23 protein-coding genes are annotated in these 26667 nt (G+C 71.2%); 4 read left to right on the top strand and 19 right to left on the bottom strand.

Annotation, left to right across the window (positions count from 1 at the left end; translation table 11 throughout):
• Positions 1-121: 121 nt before the first annotated feature.
• The 16 genes from ACFUNE_RS16635 to rsmH form a co-directional block, all read right to left on the bottom strand.
• Positions 122-1276 carry a DivIVA domain-containing protein gene (locus ACFUNE_RS16635; RefSeq protein WP_383567588.1) on the bottom strand — a complete coding sequence of 385 codons (1155 nt, stop codon included), beginning with the start codon at positions 1274-1276 and terminating at the stop codon, positions 122-124.
• A 49-nt stretch (positions 1277-1325) separates the two neighbouring features.
• Positions 1326-1622: a YggT family protein gene (locus tag ACFUNE_RS16630; protein ID WP_014156754.1), complete on the bottom strand. Its 297-nt coding sequence runs from the start codon at positions 1620-1622 to the stop codon at positions 1326-1328.
• 69 nt (positions 1623-1691) lie between these two features.
• Positions 1692-2303, bottom strand: coding sequence for a cell division protein SepF (locus ACFUNE_RS16625; protein WP_033303289.1), 612 nt, complete (start codon positions 2301-2303; stop codon positions 1692-1694).
• 127 nt (positions 2304-2430) lie between these two features.
• Positions 2431-3150 carry a YggS family pyridoxal phosphate-dependent enzyme gene (locus tag ACFUNE_RS16620; protein WP_383567584.1) on the bottom strand — a complete coding sequence of 240 codons (720 nt, stop codon included), beginning with the start codon at positions 3148-3150 and terminating at the stop codon, positions 2431-2433.
• A gap of 6 nt (positions 3151-3156) precedes the next feature.
• The gene (gene pgeF / locus ACFUNE_RS16615; protein ID WP_383567581.1) at positions 3157-3918 is read right to left on the bottom strand and encodes a peptidoglycan editing factor PgeF; all 762 of its coding nucleotides are present in this window, start codon (positions 3916-3918) and stop codon (positions 3157-3159) included.
• Complete coding sequence (gene ftsZ, locus ACFUNE_RS16610; RefSeq protein ID WP_383567578.1) at positions 3915-5129, bottom strand: cell division protein FtsZ; 1215 nt, start codon at positions 5127-5129, stop codon at positions 3915-3917. Before ftsZ ends, pgeF begins: the two co-directional genes overlap by 4 nt.
• Positions 5130-5405: 276 nt before the next feature.
• Positions 5406-6200 carry a cell division protein FtsQ/DivIB gene (locus ACFUNE_RS16605; RefSeq protein WP_383567575.1) on the bottom strand — a complete coding sequence of 265 codons (795 nt, stop codon included), beginning with the start codon at positions 6198-6200 and terminating at the stop codon, positions 5406-5408.
• A gap of 49 nt (positions 6201-6249) precedes the next feature.
• Positions 6250-7344: an undecaprenyldiphospho-muramoylpentapeptide beta-N-acetylglucosaminyltransferase gene (gene murG, locus ACFUNE_RS16600; protein WP_383567572.1), complete on the bottom strand. Its 1095-nt coding sequence runs from the start codon at positions 7342-7344 to the stop codon at positions 6250-6252.
• A 6-nt stretch (positions 7345-7350) separates the two neighbouring features.
• Positions 7351-8811: a putative lipid II flippase FtsW gene (ftsW, locus tag ACFUNE_RS16595; RefSeq protein ID WP_383567569.1), complete on the bottom strand. Its 1461-nt coding sequence runs from the start codon at positions 8809-8811 to the stop codon at positions 7351-7353.
• Positions 8812-8941: 130 nt separating this feature from the next.
• On the bottom strand, positions 8942-10375 hold the full coding sequence (gene murD, locus ACFUNE_RS16590; protein ID WP_383567566.1) for a UDP-N-acetylmuramoyl-L-alanine--D-glutamate ligase: 1434 nt from the start codon (positions 10373-10375) through the stop codon (positions 8942-8944).
• Entirely contained in the window at positions 10357-11427 is a 1071-nt protein-coding gene (mraY, locus tag ACFUNE_RS16585; RefSeq protein WP_383567563.1) for a phospho-N-acetylmuramoyl-pentapeptide-transferase, read from the bottom strand. Before mraY ends, murD begins: the two co-directional genes overlap by 19 nt.
• Entirely contained in the window at positions 11424-12842 is a 1419-nt protein-coding gene (gene murF / locus ACFUNE_RS16580; RefSeq protein WP_383567560.1) for a UDP-N-acetylmuramoyl-tripeptide--D-alanyl-D-alanine ligase, read from the bottom strand. The genes mraY and murF overlap by 4 nt, the downstream gene beginning before the upstream one ends.
• A gap of 4 nt (positions 12843-12846) precedes the next feature.
• Positions 12847-14574, bottom strand: a complete 1728-nt coding sequence (locus tag ACFUNE_RS16575; RefSeq protein ID WP_383567556.1) for a UDP-N-acetylmuramoyl-L-alanyl-D-glutamate--2,6-diaminopimelate ligase — start codon at positions 14572-14574, stop codon at positions 12847-12849.
• A gap of 16 nt (positions 14575-14590) precedes the next feature.
• The gene (locus ACFUNE_RS16570; RefSeq protein ID WP_383567552.1) at positions 14591-16582 is read right to left on the bottom strand and encodes a peptidoglycan D,D-transpeptidase FtsI family protein; all 1992 of its coding nucleotides are present in this window, start codon (positions 16580-16582) and stop codon (positions 14591-14593) included.
• Positions 16583-16586: 4 nt separating this feature from the next.
• Positions 16587-17099 carry a cell division protein FtsL gene (locus ACFUNE_RS16565; RefSeq protein WP_383567549.1) on the bottom strand — a complete coding sequence of 171 codons (513 nt, stop codon included), beginning with the start codon at positions 17097-17099 and terminating at the stop codon, positions 16587-16589.
• Between the two features lie 49 nt (positions 17100-17148).
• Positions 17149-18114 (bottom strand): 16S rRNA (cytosine(1402)-N(4))-methyltransferase RsmH, encoded by a 966-nt coding sequence (rsmH, locus tag ACFUNE_RS16560; RefSeq protein WP_383567546.1) that lies wholly within the window; start codon positions 18112-18114, stop codon positions 17149-17151.
• Between the two features lie 411 nt (positions 18115-18525).
• Between rsmH and ACFUNE_RS16555 the strand changes: the two genes are divergently transcribed.
• From ACFUNE_RS16555 to ACFUNE_RS16540, 4 genes are all read left to right on the top strand, one after another.
• Complete coding sequence (locus tag ACFUNE_RS16555; protein ID WP_383567543.1) at positions 18526-19089, top strand: beta-class carbonic anhydrase; 564 nt, start codon at positions 18526-18528, stop codon at positions 19087-19089.
• A gap of 190 nt (positions 19090-19279) precedes the next feature.
• Complete coding sequence (locus ACFUNE_RS16550) at positions 19280-20323, top strand: AAA family ATPase (RefSeq protein WP_383567540.1); 1044 nt, start codon at positions 19280-19282, stop codon at positions 20321-20323.
• On the top strand, positions 20323-21696 hold the full coding sequence (locus tag ACFUNE_RS16545) for a DUF58 domain-containing protein (RefSeq protein ID WP_383567537.1): 1374 nt from the start codon (positions 20323-20325) through the stop codon (positions 21694-21696). Before ACFUNE_RS16550 ends, ACFUNE_RS16545 begins: the two co-directional genes overlap by 1 nt.
• A complete protein-coding gene (locus ACFUNE_RS16540) occupies positions 21693-24110 on the top strand; it encodes a DUF3488 and DUF4129 domain-containing transglutaminase family protein (protein ID WP_383567534.1) in 2418 nt (805 codons plus the stop codon). The genes ACFUNE_RS16545 and ACFUNE_RS16540 overlap by 4 nt, the downstream gene beginning before the upstream one ends.
• A gap of 305 nt (positions 24111-24415) precedes the next feature.
• Here the strand turns inward: ACFUNE_RS16540 and ACFUNE_RS16535 are convergent, their stop codons facing one another.
• The 3 genes from ACFUNE_RS16535 to ACFUNE_RS16525 form a co-directional block, all read right to left on the bottom strand.
• On the bottom strand, positions 24416-24820 hold the full coding sequence (locus ACFUNE_RS16535) for a DUF3040 domain-containing protein (RefSeq protein ID WP_033303312.1): 405 nt from the start codon (positions 24818-24820) through the stop codon (positions 24416-24418).
• 301 nt (positions 24821-25121) lie between these two features.
• Positions 25122-25880: a methyltransferase gene (locus ACFUNE_RS16530; protein ID WP_383567531.1), complete on the bottom strand. Its 759-nt coding sequence runs from the start codon at positions 25878-25880 to the stop codon at positions 25122-25124.
• A gap of 102 nt (positions 25881-25982) precedes the next feature.
• Entirely contained in the window at positions 25983-26522 is a 540-nt protein-coding gene (locus ACFUNE_RS16525) for an SAV_6107 family HEPN domain-containing protein (protein WP_383567528.1), read from the bottom strand.
• Positions 26523-26667: the final 145 nt, after the last annotated feature.

The raw sequence follows: 26667 nt of genomic DNA, 5'->3' as shown, positions 1-26667 counted from the left end.
CCGGCCAAACCCCCACGCCCCCCCCGCCAACCGGCAACCACCGCGGGCGGGGCCCCGGGCACACCCCGGGGCCCCGGCCCTCTGCCTGCCGACGGCTACGCGCTCAGCGAGCGCGAAGCGATCAGTTGTCGTCCTCGTCGATCAGGAACCCGCGCATCGGCGACGGCGCCTGCTGCATCGGCTGCGGCGCCTGCGGCCGCACCGGTGCCATCGGCTGCGTCATCGCGGGCGACATCTGCTGCTGGCCGCCACCGTACGACGGGCCACCGCCCATCGACTGGTTGCCGCCGCCCATCTGCTGGTTGCCGTGGCCGCCGTGGTTGCCGCCCATGGTGTGCCCCATCGCACCCGCACCGGCCGGAGCCAGCGAGGGCGACGGCGGCAGCGAGGCCGCGGCGGGGGTACGCGGCGGAGCCAGCGAGTCGTCGGCCTGGGTCTCCAGCTGACGCAGCTGGCTCTCCAGGTAGGACTTCAGACGGGTCCGGTACTCGCGCTCGAAGCCACGCAGGTCCTCGACCTTGCGTTCCAGCGTCGCGCGGGCCGACTCCAGCGAGCCCATCGCCACGCGGTGCTTCTCCTGCGCGTCCCGCTCGAGGGCGTCCGCCTTGGCGCGGGCGTCACGCTCGAGACCCTCGGCACGGCTGCGCGCCTCGCCGACGATCTTGTTGGCCTCGGAACGGGCCTCCGCGATCGCCTGGTCGGCGGTCTGCTGAGCAAGGGAGAGGACACGGGCGGCACTGTCGCCGCCGGGGCCCTGACCGGGCTGCTGCATCTGCTGCTGCTGCTGCATCTGCTGCATCTGCTGCTGCTGGGGGGCGTGACCGCCCATGGGGCCGCCCATCGGGCCACCCATGGGACCGCCCTGCATCGGGCCGGGGCCGTGCGGGCCCTGCGGACCGGGACCGTGGCCACCCTGGGGGCCATGGCCGCTGGGACCGGCAGGCAGCTGGGGAGCGCCACCGGGCAGCTGGGGGGGACCCATCTGCGGGGGCTGCTGCTGCTGTACCGGTGGACCAGATATGGCGGCGGGCACCGGGGCCCCTGGCCGTTCCTGCTGCTCCGGCGGTTTACGCATTCCCTGCTGCTGCTGGTTCTGCGCGGCCGCACGCGTGGCGGCGGCCAGCTTGGCGCGCAGGTCCTCGTTCTCGCGGAGCAGGCGCGTCAGTTCCGATTCGACCTCGTCGAGGAAGGCATCGACCTCGTCCTCGTCATAGCCTTCTCGGAGGCGGACCGTCGTGAACTGCTTGTTCCGCACGTCCTCGGGGGTCAGCGGCATCTCTTCTTCACCTCTACGTAGTCGTCGGCAGTCGGCAAGACCGTATCGTTCACACGCTGCTCGCAAGCTTGCCCACAAGGCTGAGCAGAATGTAGACGATGATCATCAGAACGAAGAAGGACAGGTCAAGTGCCACGCCCCCGAGACGCAACGGCGGTATGAACCGCCGCAGAAGCTTCAGTGGTGGATCCGTGACAGTGTAAGTGCCCTCGAGAACGACCACCATCGCCTTGCCTGGCTGCCATGAACGTGCGAACTGGAAGACATAGTCCATGACCAGCCGGAAGATCAGCACGATGAGGAAACACATCAGCGCGATATAGACCACATCCAGTGCGACGCCCATGTCCCGCGCTTCCCTCTCCCCTGGCTCTCGTAGCCCCCGGCCTCCCGGCCGGGCTTGTTCCCGGTGTTCTCAGCTCTGGTTGAAGAACCCGCCCTCTGCGATGCGGGCCTTGTCCTCCGCCGTGACATCGACGTTAGCAGGCGACAACAGGAACACCTTCTGCGTCACACGCTCAATGCTGCCATGGAGACCGAAGACGAGTCCCGCGGCAAAGTCGACAAGTCGCTTCGCATCCGTGTCGTCCATCTCCGTGAGATTCATGATCACCGGAGTGCCCTCACGGAAGTGTTCCCCGATGGTACGGGCCTCGTTATAGGTCCTGGGGTGCAGCGTGGTGATCCGGTAGGGCTCCCGCTCGGACACGACCTTGGGCATGATCACCGGTGCGTTCTTCTCCATGTTCGGGCGGTCAGGTGTGATGGATGCCACGGGTGCGATTCGGGCGGGTCGTCCGCTTTCCGCCGGGAGCTGAACCGGCTCCCGCGGAGCGGGGGGCTGCACCGCTCGTACCGGTTCGTCCCGTTCCCGCTCGACCGGATGCGCGGGCTGATGCCGCCGCCGGTCGCGCTCGGGCTCCGGCTCGGGTTCGAATTCGTCGTCGGGGTCGAACCCCGGACCGTCGTACCCATCGTCCTCCACGAGGCCGAGGTAGACCGCCATCTTGCGCATCGCGCCGGCCATGCTCCGAGTCCTCCGCTCTGTGGTGGATCGGCATTCGTGTCACCAAGTGCCCGAGATCCACTCCGGCCCACCCGCATCAAGCGGGAATGACCATATTTTCTGCTGTGGTCCGACTTGCTTCGCGACGTTACCCGAGCCGGGGTCGGACTCCGAGTACCGCCGTACCGACGCGTACATGTGTCGCTCCGGCCGCGACCGCGTCCTCGAGATCCGCGCTCATCCCAGCAGAGACCATGTTCGCAGCCGGATGGTTCCTGCGCAGGCGGGATGAGAATTCCATCAGGCGGTCGAACGCGGCCCGTTGCCGTCCGGCGTAAGGGCCGGCGAGCGGGGCGACCGTCATCAGGCCGTCCAGCCTGAGCCCTTCGGCCGATGCGACCGACGCGGCCAACTCCTCGATCGCGTCCGGCGCGACGCCGCCCCGGTCTCCGCGTTCGCCGCTCTCCGCGTCCAGGGCGACCTGGATGAGGCAGCCGAGCTCACGCGCGTCCCTGACGGCCGCCGCGGACAGGGCGGTGACGAGCTTCACCCGGTCGACGGACTGCACCACGTCGGAATATCCGGCCACGGAACGGACCTTGTTGGTCTGCAACTGTCCGACAAAGTGCCATGTGAGAGACAGATCCGCACATGCCGCGGCTTTTGGCGCCGCGTCCTGGTCACGGTTCTCCGCGACATGGCGCACACCGAGTCCGTGCAGAATGCGCACGTCACTCGCGGGGTAGGTCTTGGTGACCACGATGAGGGTCACTTCTTCCCGCTTGCGGCCGGCCGAGAGACAGGCGGAGGCAATGCGTTCCTCCACCTGCGCCAGGTTCGCCGCGAGTTCAGTCCTGCGATCCGTCATGCCCTATCAGTCCAACCAGACATATCCGGCGAGCCGACCCGTGGTGCGGTCGCGACGGTAGGAGAAGTGGTCGCCGGATTCCAGGGTGCAGGACGGCGAGCTGTGCCGGTCCGTGACGCCGAGCTCGTCGAGCTGGGCGTGGACTCCGGCCGTGACGTCCACCGCCGGGGTGCCCCAGCTGGTCTCCGACCACGATGCCGGGACCACCTCGGCGACCTCCGCGCGCATCCGCTCCGGGACCTCGTAGCACCGCCCGCACACGGCGGGTCCGGTGTGGGCGACGATCCGGGACGGTTCGGCACCGAGCGTGATCATGGCCTCGACCGCGGCGGGAACGATCCCGGCGACCAGGCCGGGCCGCCCCGCATGGGCGGCGGCGACCACACCCGCCACCGGGTCGGCGAGCAGTACGGGGGTGCAGTCCGCGGTGAGCACAGCGAGCGGGAGTCCCCGCCGCGTCGTCACCACGGCGTCCACGGCGGGAATGCCCGAGGTGGCGGAGGCATCGGCCCAGGGGCCGTCGACCACGGCCACGTCCCGCCCGTGCACCTGGTTCATCCAGACCACGCGGTCCGGGTCGAGGCCGAGGGAACGGGCCGCACGCGCACGGTTCGTGCCGACGGCGGCGGGGTCGTCGCCGACCGCACCGCCGAGGTTGAGCTCCTCGTACGGAACGGCGCTCACTCCGCCCCACCTGTCGGTGAAGGCGAAGTGGGCGCCGCCCGCCGAAGACTCCGCGGCTTTCGCCGCGTGCTGCGGACCTATCACTTCAAGAAGTCCGGTACGTCCAGCTCTTCGGCCTGGTTGTCCTGGTAGGGACGGGCCGTCGGGACGTGCGGCGGGGAGACCTGCGGCAGCGAGGTCTCGTTGGCCACCGGCGTCGGCTCGGCCGGCGCCTGGGACTCCTCACGCGGAGGCACGGAGCCCAGTCCGCCGGACTGGCGCGCCGGCTCGGCGGTCCGGGCCGGCGGAGCCGGCTCCTCACGCTTGCCGGAGCTCGCCCCGAGGACGGTCTCCCGGCGGGCCGGCGGCTGTCCCCCGTCGAAGCCCGCGGCGATGACGGTGACCCGCACCTCGTCGCCCAGGGCGTCGTCGATGACCGCGCCGAAGATGATGTTCGCCTCCGGGTGGGCCGCCTCGCTCACCAGCTGTGCGGCCTCGTTGATCTCGAAGAGACCGAGGTCGCTGCCGCCGGAGATGGAGAGCAGGACACCGCGGGCGCCGTCGATGGACGCCTCCAGGAGCGGCGAGGAGATCGCCATCTCCGCGGCGGCCACCGCGCGGTCGTCGCCGCGGGCGGAGCCGATGCCCATGAGCGCCGATCCGGCCTCGGACATGACCGACTTGACGTCGGCGAAGTCGAGGTTGATCAGGCCGGGTGTGGTGATGAGGTCGGTGATGCCCTGGACGCCCGAGAGCAGCACCTGGTCGGCCGACTTGAACGCGTCGAGCACGCTGACCTGGCGGTCCGAGATGGACAGCAGCCGGTCGTTGGGAATGACGATGAGGGTGTCGACCTCTTCGCGGAGCTCGGCGATGCCGTCCTCCGCCTGGTTCGCGCGTCGCCGGCCCTCGAAGGTGAACGGGCGGGTGACCACACCGATCGTCAGGGCGCCCAGTGAGCGCGCGATGTTGGCGACGACGGGTGCGCCGCCGGTGCCGGTGCCGCCGCCTTCTCCGGCGGTGACGAAGACCATGTCGGCCCCCTTGAGGACCTCCTCGATCTCCTCACGGTGGTCCTCTGCCGCCTTACGACCGACGGCCGGGTTCGCCCCGGCGCCGAGGCCACGGGTGAGTTCACGGCCGACGTCGAGCTTGACGTCGGCGTCGCTCATCAACAGTGCTTGCGCATCGGTGTTGATCGCGATGAACTCGACGCCCTTGAGACCGACCTCGATCATTCGGTTGATGGCATTGACACCACCGCCGCCGACACCGATGACCTTGATGACTGCGAGGTAGTTCTGCGGTGCTGCCACGTCGAAGGCCTCTCGCCTCGAGTTACGTGTCGTCGCTTCGCGGTAGTCCCGCCGCGACGACGGATGCCGATTGGGTCGGTCCGGACGCCGACCCAAACCCTAACGTTGAAGTTTAGGGTTACCAGTGTGTCTGCTTCTTTGACTCTTCCGAACAGGACACTAAGTCGACAAGTGGCGCACGTTCAACGAACACGCCGAACCTCCCGTTTTTCTTTTCACCCTATGTGATCACCCGTAGCGCTGACCAACCAGGGGGCTGGCCAGGCCAAACGTGCGTCAACTCTTCGACACCGCAGGGGCGGTGGGGGCACTCACGTCGAAGTGTCCCGCTTTGGGAGACGCTTTCATGAGAGCGGTGAGCACCCGCGCCTTCACGGACCCCTCCTCACTGCTGCCCCACATCACCGTTCGCCCACCTGTCAGTTCCAGGACGGTGGAGTCGTACGAGGTGGTCCGCACGACCCTGGTCTCCCCGGCGATCCGTGCCGGGAGGTCCCCCGCGACGCGGACCGCCTCCCGCACCAGGCGGTCGCTGCCGAAGCGACGCAGGCTCGCCGACCGGTCGGGCGTCAGCTCCAGCAGGGGCACATGCGGGGGCGCTTTGTCCACGGTCGCGAATCGCACGCCCTTCGCGTCCACTTCGACGAACCTCTTGCCCTTCTCCACCAGCAGGACCGGCTTGCGTTCGGTCACTTCGAGGCCGACACCGTGCGGCCACGACCGTACGACGTCCACGGAGTCGATACGGGGCAGCTTGCGGCGCAGCCGGTCCGCGATCGCGTCGGTGTCCACCGAGATCAGCGGGGATCCGACCGGGGCCGCCGCCGCGGCCTCCACCTCGCTCCGGGTCAGGACGCCGGTACCGGTGGTCGTCACCCGCTCCAGCCTCAGCCAGGACGATCCGTAGAGGACCCAGACCGTGGCGGACGCGATCAGGACCAGGCCAAGCGCGGCCAGTACCAGTCGTGTACGGCCCGTCAGCCGTGGCCCCTCGGGGCCGATGTGCGGCGGGCGGGCCGGGGTGTCGGCCCGCCCGGCCTCGCCGCGCTGGGCGGTCGTCGGTCCGGCCACGCTCGCTCCTTCGCCGGACCCGGGGCGCACGCCCCGGGTCCGCACCGCCTCACGCCTGGCGGCGTGCGGCAATCGCCTCGTACACCATGCCGACGAGCAGGTCGTCGGCGTCCCGTCGCCCGAACTCCGCGGCGGCACGGGACATCTCGTACAGCCGGTGCGGATCCGAGAGCACCGGCAGGACGTTGCCCTGCACCCATTCCGGGGTGAGCGCCGCGTCGTCGACCAGCAGACCGCCGCCGGCGTTGACCACCGGCTGGGCGTTGAGCCGCTGTTCGCCGTTGCCGATCGGCAACGGGACGTACGCGGCGGGCAGCCCGACGGCGGTCAGTTCGGCGACGGTCATCGCGCCCGCACGGCAGAGCATCATGTCGGCCGCGGCGTACGCGAGGTCCATCCGGTCCACGTACGGTACCGGGATGTAGGGCGGCATCCCGGGCATGTTGTCGATACGCGGCAATTCGTTCTTCGGGCCGACCACGTGGAGGATCTGGATTCCGGACCGCTGCAGCAGCGGCGCGATCCGTGTGACGACCTCGTTGAGGTGGCGGGCGCCCTGCGAGCCGCCGGAGACCAGCAGCGTCGGCAGGTTGGGGTCGAGGCCGAAGGCGGCACGCGCCTCCGGGCGGACCCGGGCCCGGTCCAGGGTGGCGATGGTGCGGCGCAGCGGGATGCCGATGTAGCGGGCGCCGCGCAGCTTGCTGTCCGGGGTGGAGACGGCGACCCCGTGGGCGTACCGCGAACCGATCTTGTTGGCCAGTCCCGGCCTCGCGTTGGCCTCATGGACGACGATCGGGACACCGGCGCGCTTGGCCGCCAGATAGCCGGGCAGGGCCACGTAGCCCCCGAAGCCGACCACGCAGTCCGCCTTGGTGCGCTCCAGGATCTGCTCGGCCGCCTTGATGGTGCCGCGCAGCCGCCCCGGGACGGTGATCAGCTCGGGCGTGGGCTTGCGCGGCAGCGGTACGGCAGGGATCAGGGCCAGGTCGTACCCCCGCTCGGGTACGAGCCTGGTCTCGAGTCCGCGCTCCGTGCCGAGGGCAGTGATTCCCACGGCCGGGTCCTGCCTCCGCAGGGCGTCTGCGAGGGCAAGCGCGGGCTCGATGTGCCCGGCGGTCCCCCCGCCGGCGAGTACGACATGCACCGAAATTCACCGCTCTCCGGACGGACGCTTCATGACGCGCCGTCTCATCGTCTTCCATCTGACCCCGGGCCTCCGCATGGCCAGGGCAGCTCTCGCCGCAGGGTCCTCACGCGCGAAGGCGATCATGAGCCCGACAGCGAACATGGTCGGCAGCAGGGCCGACCCCCCGTAGGAGAACAGCGGCAGCGGGACACCGGCGATCGGCAACAGGCCGAGCACCGCACCGATGTTGATCACGGCCTGCGCCGTGATCCAGGTGGTCACGCCTCCCGCTGCGTACCTGACGAAGGGGTCCTCCGTGCGTCCGGCCACGCGGATACCCGCATAGCCTAGAGCCGCGAACAGGGCCAGTACCGACAGCGTCCCCGCCAGGCCCAGTTCCTCCCCGGTGATGGCGAAGATGAAGTCGGTGTGGGGTTCGGGAAGTTGACCCCATTTTTCCACACTCGCACCGAGCCCGGAACCGAACCATCCGCCGGATGCCAGGGCGTAGATTCCGTGCACCGCCTGCCAGCACGAGTCACCGGGGCCGGGCTCCGACGCGCCGATGCAGCCGAGCCGGGACATGCGGTTCGGACTGGTCTTGATGAGCACGAACCCGATGAGGCCGGCGAAGGCGAGCACGCCGGCGAAGAGCCGGGTCGGTGCGCCGGCCAGCCAGAGCAGCCCGAAGAGGATGGCCGTGAGAATGATCGCGGTGCCCATGTCGCCGCCGAGCATGATCAGTCCGAGCAGCATGAACGCCACCGGGACGAGCGGGACGAGCATGTGCTTCCACTGGGCCAGCAGCCGTTTGTCCTGTTTGCGGGCGAGCAGGTCCGCGCCCCAGAGGATGAGGGCGAGCTTGCCGAACTCGCTGGGCTGGAGCTGGAAGGGGCCCCCGAGATAGATCCAGTTCTGGTTGCCGTTGACCGACATCCCTATCCCCGGCACCTGGACCAGGACCATCAGGAAGACCGTGCCCGCCAGCAGCGGGTAGGCCAGCGCCCGGTGGAGCTTGAGGGGCATCCTGGAGGCCAGCAGCATCAGTCCGGCCCCGATCACGGCCGCCAGGAACTGCTTGCGGAAGAAGTACGTTCCGGGCCGCGCCAGCTCCAGTGCCTTGATCATCGAGGCGGAGTAGACCATGACGAGGCCGAGCACGGTGATCAGCAGGCTCGATCCGAGGATCAGGTAGTACGCGGTCAGGGGGCGGTCCCAGGCCCGTCGCGCCTGCTCGTACATCCGCCGCACCCCGGCGCCCCTGCGCGGCCCTGGCGGCGTACCGGTGCCCCCGGCGCCGCCACGGGGCGCGGGGGGCCGCCGGGAGCCGGTCGCGGGCCGGCTCCGCAGGACGAGTCCAGCGAGGGGGCCGGGGCCCGTCGGCAGCGGTCCTGCGGGCAGGGGCGGGGTGAGCGCCCGGCTGATCGCCGCTGCCGCCCGTGCGCGGTCGCCTCCGCGCGCGGCTGAGCTCTCGTCGGCCGGCATTGTCGCTGTCCCCTCCACTGCTCGTGCCCGGGGCTGCCGCCGGGCGCGGGGGCCCGCGGCGGTGCTGCTCGCGACCGGGCCCCGGACGGTTCCGGTCCTCCGGGACGGTACGACGCGGGGACCGGGCCCGTCAGGCGCTCTCGTCGGCGAGTTGGCGGACCGCGTCCGCGAACGCCTCGCCACGCTTGTTGTAGTTGACGAACATGTCCATCGAGGCGCAGGCCGGGGCCAGCAGGACGGTGTCACCCGGCAGGGCCAGCCGTGCCGCTTCGCGGACCGCTGCGGACATCGCCCCAGTGTCGGTCCGGTCGAGGTCGACCACCGGTACCTCGGGGGCGTGTCGCGCCAGGGCTTCGCGGATCAGCGCCCGGTCGGCGCCCATCAGCACGACACCCCTCAGCCGCTTCGCGGCCCCGCCCGCCAGCTCGTCGAAGCTGGCGCCCTTGGCGAGGCCGCCGGCGATCCACACGATCGGGTCGTAGGCCGCGAGGGAGGCCTCGGCGGCATGCGTGTTGGTGGCCTTGGAGTCGTCGATGTACGTGACACCGGCCACGTCGGCGACGTGCTCGATGCGGTGGGCGTCGGGGCGGAAGGCCCGCAGCCCGTCGCGGACGGCGGCGGGCTCCACGCCGAAGGCGCGGGCCAGTGCGGCCGCCGCGAGGGCGTTGGCGATGTTGTGGGGAGCCGGCGGGTTCACGTCGCCGACCTCGGCGAGCTCCTGCGCCTGCTTCTGCCGGTTCGCGACGAAGGCGCGGTCGACGAGGATGCCGTCGACCACCCCGAGCTGCGAGGGGCCCGGTGTACCGAGGGTGAAGCCGATGGCCCGGCAGCCCTCCTCCACGTCGGCCTCGCGCACGAGGTCCTCCGTCGCGCCGTCCTGCGCGTTGTAGACGCAGGCGACGGTGTTGCCCTCGTAGATCCGGCCCTTGTCGGCGGCGTAGGCGGCCATGGAGCCGTGCCAGTCGAGGTGGTCGGGGGCCAGGTTGAGCACGGCCCCGGAGTGGGCGCGCAGCGAGGGCGCCCAGTGGAGCTGGTAGCTGGAGAGCTCGACGGCGAGGACGTCGTACGTCTCCTCGCCGAGCACCGCGTCCAGCAGGGAGACACCGATGTTGCCGACGGCCGCGGTGCGCAGGCCCGCCGCTTCGAGGATCGAGGCGAGCATCCGGACGGTCGTGGTCTTGCCGTTGGTGCCGGTGACCGCGAGCCAGGGTGCGGCATCGGGCCCCCGCAGCCGCCAGGCGAGTTCGACGTCGCCCCAGACGGGGACGTCCGCCTCGGCGGCTGCCTGGAAGAGCGGCTTGCCGGGCTTCCAGCCGGGGGCCGTGACGACGAGCTCGGTGGACGGGGGCAGGGTGTCGCCGTCGCCGAGGCGCACGGTGATGCCGAGCGCCTCCAGTTCGGCCGCCTGGGCGCGGGAGCGCTCGTCGTCGCCGTCGTTGACGACGGTGACGAGGGCCCCCCGCTCGTGCAGGGCACGGGCGGCGGGGAGACCGCTGACGCCGAGCCCGGCGACCGTGACGTGCTTGCCCTGCCAGTCCACGTTGCTCACTTCTTGGCTGCCCATCCCGCGTAGAAGAGGCCGAGGCCGACGATCACGCACATGCCCTGGATGATCCAGAAGCGGACCACGACAAGGACTTCGGACCACCCCTTGAGTTCGAAGTGGTGCTGGAGCGGGGCCATGCGGAAGACCCGCTTGCCGGTCATCTTGAAGGAACCGACCTGGATGACCACGGACATGGTGATCATCACGAAGAGGCCGCCGAGGATGGCCATCAGGAACTCGGTGCGGGAGCAGATCGCGAGGCCGGCGAGCGCACCGCCGAGGGCGAGCGAGCCGGTGTCACCCATGAAGATCTTCGCGGGCGAGGTGTTCCACCACAGGAAGCCGAAGCAGGAGCCCATGAGGGCGGACGCGACGACCGCGAGATCGAGTGGATCACGCACCTCGAAGCAGGCACTGGGGTTGGTGAGGGTGGTGGCGTTGGCGCAGGACTCCTGGAACTGCCACAGCCCGATGAAGGTGTAGGCGCCGAAGACCATCACCGACGCGCCGGTGGCCAGGCCGTCCAGACCGTCCGTCAGGTTCACGCCGTTGGACATGGCGAGAATCATGAACAGTGCCCAGACACAGAACAGCACCGGGCCGATGGACCAGCCGAAGTCCTCGACGAACGAGAGCCGGGTGGAGGCGGGGGTGTTGCCGCGGAGGTCGGCGAACTGGAGCGAGAGCACCGCGAAGGCGATGCCGACGATCAGCTGGCCGGCCATCTTCGCCTTGGCCCGCAGACCCAGCGAGCGCTGCTTCACGATCTTGATGTAGTCGTCGAGGAAGCCGACGAGGCCCATCCCGGCCATCAGGAACAGGACGAGGACACCGGAGAAGCGCATCTCCTCGCCGGTGATCACCTTCGCCAGGACGTACGCGATGATCGTCGCCAGGATGAAGGCGATGCCACCCATGGTGGGCGTGCCCTTTTTACTGCCGTGGGTACGCGGGCCGTCGTCCCGGATGAACTGCCCGTAGCCCTTGCGGGCCAGAAGTTTGATCAGCAGCGGAGTGCCGACCAGGGTCAGGAAGAGCCCTATGGCTCCCGCGAAGAGGATCTGCCTCATCGGACGGCGACCTCGCCCTCGGTCGTCTCCAGCAGTGCCAGGGCGACCTTCTCCAGGCCGACCGACCGGGACGCCTTCACCAGCACGACGTCTCCCGGGCGCAGTTCACTGCGCAACAGGTCGACGGCCGCCTGTGCGTCGGACACGTGCACCGACTCCTCACCCCACGAACCCTCGTTATATGCGCCCAGTTGCAGCCAGGAGGCTTCTTGTCCTCCGACAGCGACGAGCTTGCTGACGTTGAGCCGGACGGCGAGCCGTCCGACGGCGTCGTGTTCGGCGAGCGACGTGTCACCGAGCTCGGCCATCTGACCGAGCACCGCCCACGTGCGCCCCCCTCCCGCCTGTCGGGCCTTGCCCATGGCGGCCAGCGCACGGAGTGCGGCCTTCATGGATTCGGGGTTCGCGTTGTAGGCGTCATTGACGACCGTCACACCGTCCGGACGCTCGGTGACCTCCATGCGCCAGCGGGAGAGGGTGCCCGCCTCGGAGAGCGCCTCGGCGATCTCGGTGACGGACATGCCCAACTCATGGGCGACGGCGGCCGCGGCGAGCGCGTTCGACACGTGGTGCTCACCGTACAGGCGCAAGGTCACGTCGCTGCACCCGGTGGGTGTGTGGAGCGCGAAAGCGGGGCGGCCGTCGTCGGTGAGCCGCACGTTCTCTCCCCGTACGTCCGCATCCGGGGCCTCGCCGAAGAGGAGCACCCGGGCTTTTGTGCGGGACGCCATCGCCCGCACGAGCGGGTCGTCGGCGTTGAGGACGGCGGTGCCGTCCTCCGGGAGGACCTCCACGAGCTCGCCCTTGGCCTGGGCGATCGCCTCGCGGCTGCCGAACTCTCCGATGTGGGCGCTGCCCACGTTCAGGACCAGACCGATCTTCGGTGGTGTCAGGTCGGCGAGGTAGTGGATGTGGCCGACACCCCTCGCCCCCATCTCCAGTACGAGGTGGCGGGTCTCCGCGGTCGCGCGCAGCGCGGTGAGCGGCAGACCGATCTCGTTGTTGAGGGAGCCGGGCGTCCAGACGGTGGGGGCCTTGCGCTCCAGCAGCTGGGCGATCAGGTCCTTCGTGGACGTCTTGCCCGCGGATCCGGTCAGCGCGACGACGGTGGTGCCGAGGCGTTCGACGGCGGCGCGGGCGAGGGCGCCGAGCGCTCCCACGACGTCGTCGACGACGATCGCCGGGACGCCGACGGGGCGGGCGGCGAGCACGGCCACAGCGCCGGCCTCGACGGCACGGCGCGCGAAGTCGTGGCCGTCCACCCGCTCGCCCGCGAACGCTGCGAACAGGGAGCCCTGGCGCACCTCCCGGGAGTCGATGACGACGGGTCCGGTGACGACGGCGGACGGGTCCGGCACGTCGTGCGGCTGCCCGCCGACGATTCCGGCGATCTCGGCGAGGGAAAGGGCGATCACTTGGTCATCCCTGACTGTTGTTCTGGGTGTGTACGAGGTCCTCGGGGGCGCGCCCGGCGCTCGCGCTCCCCAAGGAGCGCTCGATGGCCTCGCGAAGGACCTGGCGGTCGTCGAAGGGACGTACCACTCCGTGGATGTCCTGGCCCTGCTCGTGTCCCTTTCCGGCCACCAGCACGGTGTCGCCGGGCTCGGCCCTGGCGACCGCGGCGGCGATGGCGGCTGCCCTGTCGGCCTCCACGATCACCTCGCCGCGCTCATGGACGGGCACCTCGGCCGCACCGATGAGCATGGCGGCGAGGATCGCGAGAGGGTCCTCGGAGCGTGGGTTGTCGGAGGTCAGCACGGCGGTGTCGGCGAGCCGTGCGGCCGTGGCGCCCATGGGACCGCGCTTCGTCGTGTCGCGGTCGCCGCCGCAGCCGAGCACGATGTGCACCCGGCCCTCGGTGACCTTCTGCAGGGAGCGCAGGACCGAATCGACGGCATCGGTCTTGTGCGCGTAGTCGACGACGGCGAGATACGGCTGTCCGGCGTCGATGCGTTCCAGCCGGCCCGGGACGCCGGGGACGGCCGCGACGCCGTCTGCGGCGGTCTGCGGGTCGACGCCCGCGACGGCCAGGGTGACGATCGCGGCGAGGGTGTTGGCGACGTTGAACGGGCCGGGCAGCGGTGCCCGGGCGGTGATGCGCTCGCCCTTGGGGCCGATCACGGTGAAGGTGCTGTCCTGCGGGCCGACCTCCACGTCCTCGGCCCTCCACTCGGCGTCCGGGTGGCCCTCCGCGGAGAAGGTGACGACCGGGACGGACGCCTCCTCCACGAGCCTGCGGCCGTACTCGTCGTCGAAGTTGACGACACCGAGCTTGCTGCGCTGCGGGGTGAACAGCTGCGCCTTGGCCTGGAAGTAGTCCTCCATCCCGGAGTGGAACTCCATGTGCTCCGGGCTGAGGTTGTTGAACACGGCGACGTCGAAGACGCAGCCGTCGACCCGGCCGAGCACCAGGGCGTGGCTGGAGACCTCCATGGCCACCGCCTCGACACCGCGTTCGCGCATGACGGCGAACAGGGCCTGCAGGTCGGTGGCTTCCGGGGTGGTGCGCTCCGACTTGATGCGCTCGTCGCCGATCCTCATCTCGACGGTGCCGATGAGTCCGGTGCTGCGTCCGGCGCCGCGCAGCCCGCCCTCGACGAGGTAGGCCGTGGTGGTCTTGCCGGATGTTCCGGTGATCCCGATCTGGAGGAGGCCGACACCCGGCCGTCCGTAGATCTCGGCGGCGATCTCGCCCATCCGGCCGCGCGGATTGCCGGTGACGAGGACCGGGAGGCCGGTGGCGGCGGCGCGCTCGGCGCCCGACGGGTCGGTGAGGATCGCCGCGGCTCCGAGGCCGGCGGCCTGGGCGGCGAAGTCGGCGCCGTGGAAGCGGGCACCGGGCAGGGCCGCGTACACGTCCCCCGGGCGCACGGCCCGGGAGTCGTGGGTGATGCCGGTGACCTCACCGGAATCCTGCGGTCCGGCACCGAGCCGGGCTGCCAGCTCTCCGAGGGACGTCGGCCTGAGCCGGTCCGGTCGGGGCGCTCCCGGGTAGTTCACAGGCGCGTCCTTCTGAGTGGTTTGGCACTGATCAGCGTGGGGCACGGCGGTGAGCGTACCGGGCGGACCCGGCCTCTCGCGAAGTGAGGGGCCGGGGTTGCGGTACTTCTCGTTCCGTTTCCCGGGATCAGGGGTGATGGTCGTCACTGAGGGTTCCCCCGAGTTACTCGCCGGGCTTGAAGGACACCGGCAGCCTGGCTGGATCGCTGCCGGAGGGAGGTGTCTGGAGTGTCTTCAGGGCGAACTCCATGACCTTCTTGTAGATCGGGCCGCAGATCTGGCCGCCGAAGTAGCTGCCCTTGGTGGGGTTCTGGATGGCGCAGTAGACGGTGATCTGCGGATCGTCGGCAGGGGCGAAGCCCGCGAAGGACGCGGTGTACCCCTTGTAGACGCCGCGTACGGGGTCGACGCGGTTGGCCGTGCCGGTCTTGCCCGCCACCCGGTAGCCCTGGATGTGGGCCTTGGTCCCGGTGCCCTCCCTGTCGTCCACCACGGACTCCAGCATCTTCGCCAGGGTCCCGGCCGTCTTCTCGCTGACCACCCGGGTGCGCTCGGGCGCCTCGGACGCCGCGTAGCGGCCCCCGGCTTCCCTGGTGCCCCGGACCAGGGTCGGCTCGACCCGGACCCCGCCGTTGGCGATGGTCGAGTAGACGGATGCCGCCTGCATGGCGTTGAGCGAGAGTCCCTGTCCGAACGGGATCGTGTACTGCTGCGAGGTCGACCAGTCCTGGGGCTTGGCGACGATGCCGGGCGACTCGCCCGGGTAGTCGAGCCCCGTGGTGCTGCCGAGGCCGAATTTCCGCAGGTAGGAGTAGAGGACCTTGTTGGCCTCGGCCTGGGTCTTCCCCAGCTGTCCGGTGGCCAGGATGGTGCCGATGTTGCTCGATTTGGCGAGTACGCCGTTGAGCGTGAGGTACCAGGTGGGGTGGTCGATGTCGTCCCTGAAGAGCCGGTCGCCCCGGTGCAGCCTGTTGGGCACCGTGACGTGCGTTCCGGGCGTGGCGGCTCCCTCCTCCAGCACGGCGGCCATGGACATGACCTTGCTGGTGGATCCGGGTTCGTACACGTCCTGGAGGGCCGCGTTGCCCAGGGCGGCCGAGTTGCTCTGCGCGAGGTCGTTGGGGTCGTAGCCGGGGGCGTTGGCCATGGCGAGCACCTCGCCGGTCTTCGTGTTCTGGACGATCACGTAGCCGCGGTCCGCGTCGGACTGCTCGACCTGGTCGGCGATGGCGCGCTGGGCCGCCCACTGGATGTCGCGGTCGATCGTCAGCTCGACGTCGGTGCCGGCGACGGCCGGGATCTCCGTGGAGCCGGCGGTCGGCACGGGACGCCCGCCGGCCTGGGCGTAGCGGATCTTGCCGTCCTCGCCCTGGAGCTGCTTGTTCAGCTGTGCTTCCAGGCCGCCGCCGCCCTTGCCCTCGGCGTTCACGAAGCCCAGTATCCCGGCGGCCAGGTCACCGTTGGGGTACACGCGCCTGGTGGTGGGTTCCTGGAGGACTCCGGCCAGCACGTCGGCTCCGGGCCCGCCGTTCGCCCTGTCCTCGGCGGCCTTCTCCGCGAAGACGGACTTGAGGTCCTTGATCTGCTTCCAGACCTGCGGGGTCTGCCGCCGTGCGAGCACCGTGTAGCGGCTCTTGGGGGTCGCGAGCTTCTTCGCCAGCTCCGCCTCCTCCTTGCCGAGGATCGGGGCGAGGAGGGCGGCCGCCTGCTGAGGGGCGTCCGGGGCCTTGCTGTCCTCGGGTGTGAACAGCTTCGGGTCGGCCGTGATGTCGTGCGCGTCGACGCTCGTGGCCAGGGCGATGCCGCCGCGGTCGGTGATCTCCCCGCGTTCGGCGGCGATCGTGTACTCCAGGTAGCGGTTCTTCTCGGCCTTGGCGGCGTAGGTGCTCGCGTCGACCGCCTGGACCTGGAGGAGCCGCACGACGAACGCCAGCATGACGAGGGTCAGGCAGAGGCTGATCAGGCGCAGCCGGGGGCGCGGGCTGCCGAGGCGGATGGACTGCGGGGAGCCGCCGCGCCGCTTCCCGGCCGCCGGGCGCCGGGGGCGGCGCCCTTCGGGTCGGGCGGTGGGGCGGGGGCGCCCCGATCCGCCGGCCGCGTTGCGGGGACGCGCGGGGCCGGGTACGCGGCGGCGCGGCGGTTCCTTGGACGGCACTGCGTCACCTGCCGGAGCTCGTCGGAAGCGGTGTGGTCGGAGTCGTGGACGGCGTCCCGGGGAGTGCGGACGGCGAGGAGGATCCGGACGGCGAAGCCGGCCCGGCCGCGCTCGCCCCCGGTTCGGGGGCCGCGACGGGGGGCGGCTGGGCGGTGGCCCTTTCGGGCACTCCGCGCACCGTGCCGTCCGGGTCCAGGAAGGCGGGGCTGCCGCCGGGCACCATGCCGAGCTCTCTGGCACGGCGCTCCAGGGCGTCGGGTTCGGCGTAGCCGTCGACGTCCCGCTGCAGTGCCTGCTGCTCGTCGGTGAGCTCGGTGGTCTCCCTCTTGAGCTTGCTCAGCCTGAACGATCCTTCATTGAGTGCCGAGTTCAGCAGCAGCAGCGAGATCAGGCCACCGGTGAGCAGCAGCACGACCAGCAGGACGAAGGGGGTACGGGCGGCGGTGCTCGGCCCCGACGGCATCAGCCGGGCGAGCCGGCCGGCTCGCCCCTTCATCGGCTCGGCCGTTCCGGTCACCTCGGTGCCACCGTCCCGCTCTGCGTCCGGCCGGTCCGGCGGGGCCCGCTCATCGCTCCTCCTCGCGGATCCGCTGGGCGCCTCGCAGCCTGGCGGGGGCGGCCCGCCTGTTCTCGGCGACCTCTTCCTCCGTGGGCAGTTCGGCTCCGCGGGTCAGCAGCTTGAGCCGCGGCTGGTAACGCTCGGGGACGACGGGCAGTCCGGGCGGCGCGGTGTTGGCCGCGCCCGCCGCGAAGACCTGCTTGACGAGCCGGTCCTCCAGGGAGTGGTACGAGAGGACGGCGATCCGGCCACCGACCGCGAGGCTCGCCACCGCGGCCGGAACGGCACGCTCCAGGACGGTGAGTTCACCGTTGACCTCGATGCGCAGCGCCTGGAAGGTGCGCTTGGCCGGGTTGCCGCCGGTGCGCTTGGCGGCCTGGGGCAGGGAGTCGCGGATCAGCTCGACCAGGCGGGCACTGTTGCTGAAGGGTTCCTTCTCGCGTTCGCGCACGACGGCCGAGACGATGCGCTTGGCCTGCTTCTCCTCGCCGTACGCGCGCAGGATCCGCACCAGTTCGCCCGGCGGGTACGTGTTGAGCACCTCGGCCGCGCCGATGCCGGTCGTCTGGTCCATGCGCATGTCGAGCGGCGCGTCCTGCGCGTAGGCGAAGCCGCGGTCGGCCTCGTCCAGTTGCATGGAGGAGACGCCGAGGTCGAACAGGACGCCCTGGACCTTGGGGATTCCCAGGCGGTCCAGCACCTCGGGCAGTTCGTCGTAGACGGCGTGCACCAGCGTGGCGCGGTCGCCGTAGGGGGCGAGGCGCTCGCCCGAGAGCCGCAGCGCTTCCTTGTCGCGGTCGAGAGCGACCAGCCGGGCCGCGGGGAAGGCGGCGAGGAGGGCCTCGCTGTGTCCGCCGAGCCCGAGGGTGCAGTCGACGACGACCGGTGGCTGAGGCCCTGTCGCCTCCAGAGCCGGGGCCAACAGGTCCAGGCATCGCTGGAGCATCACCGGGACGTGTCGGGTCTGGCTCAAAGCGCCCTCTCAGGCTCTGCCCCGTGTGGCCGCACGTGCGGTCCGGTCCCCGCCCGCCCGGAAGGGGAGGTCCGCCGGCGCCGGAGAAAGGAGGCGTCGGCCGACCGGCGAGCGGGAGAGGGCCGGGCCGCACGTACGCCGCACATCACGGGGGAAATCGAAATGTATAAAAATATGCAGAATGCGCTGGCGTGTCGGTAACTTCGCGTCACTTTAGTCCACCCTGCCATTCGATCCATTCCCGATCAACGAACCGCGCAGCGCGTCGCAGCGCCGCAGCGGTGCGACGCGCTCACTCGACCGGACGCCGGGACGTGAGGCTTGTGGGGTACCTCACAACAAGCCTCGTTGGCGTTCTTTGTCCCCTTCCACAGCACGCCGGGAGCGGTTGTGACGGCTAACGTCGTATCCATGTCGACTTCTGCGCAGCCTTCCGCCGAGACCGATTCCGCCATCACCTCCGAAGCCGGTTCCGGAGGATCAGTCACCGACCGGCTGGTCGACCTGAACACGCGTTACGCGGAGGCGTTCAGCGACCCGGGCATGGGCGCGCGTCCCGTGCTGAAGGTCGCCGTGGTCGCCTGCATGGACGCCCGCCTCGACCTCCACCGGGCACTCGGGCTCGAGCTCGGCGACTGCCACACCATCCGCAACGCGGGCGGCGTGGTCACCGACGACGTCATCCGGTCGCTGACCATCAGCCAGCGGGCGCTCGGCACCCGGAGCGTCATCCTCATCCACCACACGAACTGCGGCATGGAGTCGCTCACCGAGGACTTCCGGCAGGACCTGGAGCGAGAGGTCGGGCAGCGCCCGGCCTGGGCGGTCGAGTCCTACTCCGACGCCGACCAGGACGTGCGGCAGTCGATGCAGCGCGTGCGCACCTCGCCGTTCCTCCTGCACAAGGACGACGTCCGCGGTTTCGTCTTCGACGTGAAGACGGGCAAGCTGCGCGAGATCCTTCCCGCCTCCTGAACTCCTCCCGACATACGGCCCGCATCCGGCATTTCACTCCCACTTGTCCACAGCCGAGTGACACGAAGCGGTAACGGCAACAAGAATGCGGGTGTGACATCTCTCCGGGTCCTCCGGAGAGTGTCCGTATTTCGGGGCGGGCAGGGCGCTTTGTGCGCCGGCCCGTGTACAAGGGGCCGAGGAGGGCCGGGTGACGACCTATGACGATCGAGCGAGCCTCACGGATCTGACCACCACAGCTGAGCGGGTGCGCAGGTCGATCGAGGGTGTGATCGAGGGCAAGCCCGAGGTCGTACGGCTTTCGCTGACCGTGCTGCTCGCCGAGGGGCACCTCCTCATCGAGGATGTGCCCGGCGTCGGCAAGACGATGCTGGCCAAGGCGCTGGCGCGGTCCATCGACTGTTCGGTGCGGCGCATCCAGTTCACGCCGGACCTGCTGCCCTCGGACATCACCGGTGTCTCCATCTTCGACCAGCAGCGCCGGGACTTCGAGTTCAAGCCGGGCGCGATCTTCGCCCAGATCGTGATCGGCGACGAGATCAACCGCGCGTCGCCCAAGACCCAGTCGGCGCTGCTGGAGTCGATGGAGGAACGCCAGGTCACGATCGACGGCCAGACCTACGAGCTGCCCGATCCCTTCATGGTCGTGGCCACCCAGAACCCGGTGGAGATGGAGGGGACCTATCCCCTCCCCGAGGCGCAGCGCGACCGCTTCATGGCCCGTGTGTCGATCGGGTACCCCAGCGCCGAGGCCGAGCTCCAGATGCTCGACGTGCACGGCGGGGCCTCGCCGCTGGACGACCTGCAGCCGGTGGCGCACGCCCACGACATCGTGAAGCTGATCGACGCGGTGCGGAAGGTCCATGTGGCCGAGGCCGTCCGCCGGTACGCCGTGGAGCTGGTGGCCGCCACCCGTCAGCACCCCGATCTCAGACTCGGGGCCTCACCGCGCGCCACGCTGCACCTGCTGCGGGCCTCCAAGGCGTCGGCCGCGCTGGCAGGGCGGGACTACGCCCTGCCGGACGACGTCCAGGCCCTCGCGGTCGCGGTGCTCGCCCACCGGCTGCTGCCGACGGCGCAGGCGCAGCTCAACCGCCGCACGGCCGAACAGGTCGTACTGGACATCCTGCAGCGGACACCGGTGCCGACGTCGGGCGGAGCGGCCGCCCCCGCCCAGCAGCAGCGGCCCGGCAGCCCGGTGTACGGCCGTCAACCCGGCGTCCGGCGCCTGTGATGGCGGCCGGGGCACCCGGCCCCGTGGACCACAGCGACAACAAGGGCGGCCTGCGGGCGGCTCTGGGCGGACTGACGACGCGGGGGCGGTCCTTCCTCGCCGCCGGCCTGGCGGCGGCGGTCTGCGCCTACGTGCTGGGGCAGGGCGACCTGCTCCGCGTCGGGCTGCTGCTCGCGGTGCTGCCGCTGGTCTGCGTCACCGTGCTCCACCGCACCCGCTACCGGGTGGCCGGCAGCCGGCGGCTGTCGCCCTCCCGGGTCCCGGCGGGCTCGGAGGCGCGGGTCCACCTGCGCATGGACAACGTGTCCCGGCTGCACACCGGCCTGCTCATGCTCCAGGACCGCGTTCCCTACGTTCTCGGCCCCCGGCCCCGGTTCGTGCTCGACCGGGTCGAACCGGGGGGCGTGCGGGAGGTGTCCTACCGGGTCCGGTCCGATCTGCGGGGGCGCTATCCGCTGGGGCCGCTGCAGCTTCAGCTGAGCGATCCGTTCGGGATGTGCGAGCTGACCCGGTCCTTCAGCGCCTACGACACCCTCGTCGTCATCCCGCGCACCGAGCCGCTCCCGGCGCTGCGGCTGGCCGGGGAGGCTTCCGGATACGGCGACGGCAGGCAGCGTTCGCTGGCGCTGGCCGGTGACGACGACATCATTCCGCGCGGCTACCGCCACGGGGACGACCTGCGACGCGTGCACTGGCGCTCCACCGCGCGGTACGGCGAGCTGATGGTGCGCCGGGAGGAACAGCCGCAGCGCGCCAGGTGCACGGTGCTGCTGGACACCCGGCGCATCGCCTACCAGGGTGCCGGACCCGAATCCGCCTTCGAGTGGGCGGTGTCGGGGGCGGCGTCCGCCCTGGCCCACATGCTGGAGCGCGGCTTCGCCGTCCGGCTGCTCACCGACGAGGGGAGCGCCGTACCGGGCGAGACCGCCGACGGCTTCGCCGGCTCGGCCCAGGAGTCCGCGGAGTCGACGGGCCTGATGATGGACACCCTCGCGGTCGTCGACCACTCGGACGGCGGCGGCCTCTCCCGCGCCCACGACGTGCTGCGCGGGAGCAACGAGGGCCTTCTGGTGGCGTTCTTCGGCGATCTCGACGAGGAGCAGACAGCGGTGGCAGCCAGGATGCGGCAGCGGAGCAGCGGGGCCGTCGCCTTCGTACTGGACGGCGAGGACTGGGCTCGCGGTGGCGAGACCGTGTCGCCCGCGCCCGCCTCCGACCGTCTGCGGCTGCTCCGCGAGGCGGGCTGGACGGCGATGGCGGTGCGGCCCGGTGCGGAGCTCGCCCGGCTGTGGCAACAGGCCGGCACGGAGGGCTCCGGTGCGCAGTCCTCCGTGGCCGGAACGACGACGGGGCTCTCCGGGGGATGGTCATGAGCGGGCGCAGCCGACTGGCGCTGTGCGCCTTCGCGGCCACGATGCTGGCGGCGGGGGCCCTGCTTCCCCTGGTCGAGACGTCGAAGTGGGTTCTGCAGGCCGCGTTCCTGCTGGCGATCCAGAGCGGTGTGGGGGTGCTGGCCCGCCGGATGCGCCTGGCACGGGTCCTGACGGTCGCCCTCCAGGTGGCCGTCACCCTGCTGACGCTGACCGTGGCGTTCGCCAGGGAGTACGCCCTGTTCGGTGCGGCGCCCGGCCCCCAGGCGGTCCAGCGGCTCGCCGAGCTGCTGACCGCGGGCGCCGACGACGTGGGCAGGTACGCCATCCCCGCGCCGGCGACGGACGGCATCCGGCTGATGCTGATCGGCGGTGTGCTGCTGATCGGGCTCGCCGTGGACGTCCTGGCGGTGACCTTCCGCGCGGCGGCTCCGGCCGGTCTGCCGCTGCTCGCGCTCTACTCGGTCGCGGCAGGACTCTCCGACGGCGGGGCGGGGTGGATCTGGTTCCTGCTCGCGGCCTGCGGTTACCTCCTTCTCCTGCTGGCCGAGGGCCGGGACCGGCTGGCCCGGTGGGGCCGGGTCTTCGGTGGTGTGTCCCGGACGTCGGGCGGCCTCACGGCCGGCCTGGACGGTTCAGGGCACCCCGTGGCGTCGGTCCGTACGGGGCGGCGCATCGGCGTGATGGCGCTGGGCATCGCACTGGCCGTGCCCGCCGCCCTTCCGGCACTGGACGGCGGAATGCTGGGCGGCACGGGCGGGTCGGGCAGCGGCAGCGGCGGGGGCACCATCTCCGCGGTGAACCCACTGGTCTCGCTGCAGAACGATCTGAACCAGCCGGAGAACCGGGAGGTGATGTCGTACCGCACCAACTCCGGTGACCCGCAGGGCTTCTACCTGCGCATCCAGGCCCTGGACCAGTTCAACGGCAGCGAGTGGCGTCCGTCGACCCGCCGTCTGAGCGATGTCCCGGACAGGCTGCCGCAGCCGGCCGGACTCGCCGGCGACGTCGCCGTCACCGAGATCCGGACGAACATCTCGGCCTCGCGCTCCTACCAGCAGACGTACCTGCCGCTCCCCTACCCGGCGAGCGAGGTGGACATCCAGGGCCGCTGGCGCTACGAACCCGAGGGCCGCACCCTCGTCGGCGACGACGGCCAGACGACGCGCGGTGCCCGGTACGAGGTCAGCAGTCTGGTGGTGGAGCCGACGGCCGCACAGCTCGCCGGCTCGATGGCGCCGCGCTCGGACGTGACCCGTGAGTACACGCGCGTCCCCCCGTCCCTGCCCGATGTCGTCGAGGAGACCGCCGAGCGGGTGACCGAGGGCTCCGCCAACGACTACGAGCGGGCCGTGAAGCTCCAGGACTGGTTCGCCTCGGAAGGCGGTTTCCGCTACGACACGACGGTGACGTCGGGTACGGGCACCGCTGCGATCGAGCGGTTCCTGAAGGACAGGGAGGGCTTCTGCGTCCACTTCTCCTTCACCATGGCCGCGATGGCCAGGACCCTGGGCATTCCGGCCCGGGTCGCGGTGGGCTTCACCCCCGGCACGGTCCAGGCGGACGGTTCCGTGTCCGTCGGGCTGCGGGACGCTCACGCCTGGCCCGAGCTGTACTTCGAGGGTGTGGGCTGGACCCGCTTCGAGCCGACGCCGTCCCGGGGAAGCACCCCGGCGTACACGCGGCCGGACGTGCCCTCGCAGAATCCGAGCGACCCCGCGCTGCCGACGGACGGCGCCTCCGCGGCGCCCACCGCCGCACCCTCGGCCTCGGAGTCCTGCCCGGCCCAGATGCGCCGCCAGGGTGAGTGCGGCGCGTCCGCGGCTCCCGGCGCGGCGGATCCCACCGATCCGGGGACCCCGGTGGGCACGGTGGTGCTGTGGGTGCTCGGCGCCCTGCTGGTGCTCACGCTTCCCCTGGTGCCGATGCTCTGGCGGATGAGGGTCCGCGGCCGGCGGCTGGGCTCCTCGCAGGGACGTACGGCCGTGGACGCGTCGGCCAGGGTGATGTCCGCCTGGCGGGAGATCACCGACACGGCGTGGGACCACGGCATTGCGCCGGACGAGTCGCAGACCCCTCGCAGGACCGCCGCCCGCGTCGTACGGCTGGGCGGCCTGGACGGCCCGGCGGTGGCCGCGGTCCACCGGGTGGCGGGGGCGGTGGAGCAGGTGCTGTACGCACCCGGGCCGGGTGCGGCCTCCGCAACGGCCGAGGATGTCCGGGCGGTCAGGGCAGGGCTGTGGGAAGCGGCGGGCCGCTGGGGCAGGCTGCGGGCGACGCTCGCGCCTCGTTCGGCTGTTCGGGTGATCTGGACGGCCTCGGACCGCTGGACGGAGCTCGGCCGCCGGTGGTCGGAGCGTGTGGGACGTGATCGCTGGGCGGCGCGGCTGCGCCGGCCGTCACGGCAGCAGGGCTGATTCCCCCGGGATCCGGGGACCGGCGTCGGCCGGCGTCCCGGGATCCGGGGGACCGGCTTCGGCCGGCCCCGGCTTCCGGGAGCTGCTTCGAACCCCTCCGGGTCCCGCCTACAAGGGCTGGAGCCCCGGCCTCCGGACGTCCTGGTCTGTCCGTGGTCCGGGCCGCCCGTCAGGGGCGGACGCGTGAGGGGCGGTCGCTGCGAAGCGACCGCCCCTCACCCGTGAGGTCCAGCGTCAAGTTCTCTGTGTGCGCATTCCGCGTCCGGAGGCCGGGGCTGCCCGCCGCCGGCCGGGACACGGAACGCTCACTGGCCCTGTTCGTCGCGGCGGCGCTGCCACCGCTGTTCGATCCGGTTCATCATCGACCGGCGCTGCCTGGGATGTCGGCGTTCGCCTCCGCCCCCGCTCGCACTCCCCGCCGGCTGCTGCTCACCGGGCTTCGGCGCCTTGCGCCATCCGGTGACCGCCAGCACGGCACAGCCCAGCATGACGAGGAATCCCGCCACGCTGACCCAGGTCTGCTGGAAAACCATTCCGGCCATGAGGAGCGCGATACCCACCAGAAAACCGGCTACCGCCTGGTAGACCCGTCGCCGGGTGTACCTGCGCAGCCCGCTTCCCTCAAGCGCTGTAGCGAACTTGGGATCTTCGGCGTACAGCGCTCGCTCCATCTGCTCGAGCATTCGCTGCTCGTGCTCCGAGAGCGGCACGGAGTCCTCCTCGTCGTCGGCCGCGGGGGCGACCGGTATGCGGCCCTTCCAGGATAGGCAGGGATTCGCCCCCGTGAAACCCGCCCTCTAGCCATAGCCAGTCCGGACCGCCAATTCGGCTCGGCTGCTGAGGCGTAGATTCCCCGACCTCCGATCCGTCATGCCGGATGGTGTCACCCGATCATACGGGGCTCCCGGCCCGATCGGGTGTTCTCAGCGGTACTCCGTCTGCAGCTGCGTTGCTGATCAGCCGGGCTCCGGCCGCCCGGCGCGCTTACTCCACCAGTGTCCCCCGCAGCGCTCAGGGGCGCTTCTCCCCGAGAACGTGCAGCTGGGTCGCCACCGAATGGAAGGCCGGCAGCTCCGCGACGGCTGCCTCCAGCCTGAGCAGCTCCTCCATCGCGCCCGGTTCGGTGTCCACGAGTACGCCCGGCACGAGGTCGGCGAAGACCCGTACGCCGTGGACCGCGCCGACCTCCATACCCGCGTCGGCGACCAGTGCGGTCAGCTGGTCGGCGGTGAACCTGCGGGGCACGGGGTCGCCGTCGCCCCAGCGCCCCGCGGGGTCCGTCAGCGCCTGACGGGCCTCGGCGAAGTGTCCGGCCAGCGCCCTGGCCAGGACGGCGCCGCCGATGCCGGCGCCGAGCAGGGAGAGCGCACCGGACGGGCGGAGGGCGTCGACCGCGTTCCGTACGCCTTCGGCGGGGTCGTCCACGTACTCCAGGACGCCGTGGCACAGAACCGCGTCGTAGCCGGTGCGCTCCACGACCTCGAACAGGCCGAGGACGTCACCCTGGACACCGCGGACGCGGTCGGCGACGCCTGCCTCCTCGGCCCGGCGCTCCAGCGCGAACAGGGCGTTCGGGCTGGGGTCGACGACGGTGACCCGGTGGCCGAGCCGGGCGACGGGCACGGCGAAATTGCCGGTGCCGCCGCCGGTGTCCAGCACATCCAGGGCTTCCCTGCCGGTCGCCTTGACCCGGCGCTCGAGAGCGTCCTTGAGGACCTCCCAGACCACGGCGGTACGGAGGGAGGCACGGGGGCGCAGCTGGTCCGACACGGCAGTTGACTCCTCGGCACGGTGCCGCCACGGACGGCGGAGCGTGAACGGTGCAGGTGGTACGGGTGCTCTCCACCCTATTGCCTCGCACCGCCCTCGCGGTCACTCCGCTTCGGGCCGCCGCCCGGTCCCGTCCCTCCGGGGCTGCGGAAGGACGGGCTGGAGGGACAGCAGCCGCTCGACCAGGCGCAGGAACATGGCCGCGTCGCGCAGCAGGTCGTCGGCGTCGCGACCGGTGGCCGCGCCGGGTATGCCCGCCTCCGCCCGGGCCCTGCGGGCGGCTCCGGAGGCGAAGAGGGCGCTCCACTCGGCGAGTTCCGGCGCGATGTCCGGAAGGACCTCCCAGGCGCTGCGAATCCGCTCCTTGCGGCGGCTGCCGGTCTCGGGCCGGCCGCGGGCGGCGAGCACGGCGGCCGCGGTGCGCAGCGCCGCGAGGTGCGCGGTGGCGTACCGCTCGTTGGGCACGTCCAGTACGGCGGCCTCGTCCAGGCCCGCGTGGGCCTTGGCGAGCAGGTCGAGAGCGGCGGGCGGCGCCGTGGTGCGGCGCAGAACGGGGTGGACGTCGGTTGCCGGACCGGTCGGTGAGGGGGCAGGGCTGCCTGTGCGGCGCCGCGGGGCGGCGGCTGCGGACGAGCTGGCCATGACGAGCCTCCTGTCGTCGCGTGACGGCTCCGTGGCCGTATGTGTCCATCGTGACGGCCGCCACTGACAATCCCTCAGAGCCTGCCCCCGATCAGGCACTTTGCTTCGAGCGCGAGTTCGGGTTAGCTTTTTGCACTGACCAGTC

The sequence above is a fragment of the Streptomyces sp. NPDC057287 genome, assembly GCF_042667905.1.
GTDB lineage: Bacteria > Actinomycetota > Actinomycetes > Streptomycetales > Streptomycetaceae > Streptomyces.
The sequence above is the reverse complement of the archived record's forward strand: the minus strand, read 5'-3'. Positions and strand labels throughout refer to the sequence as shown.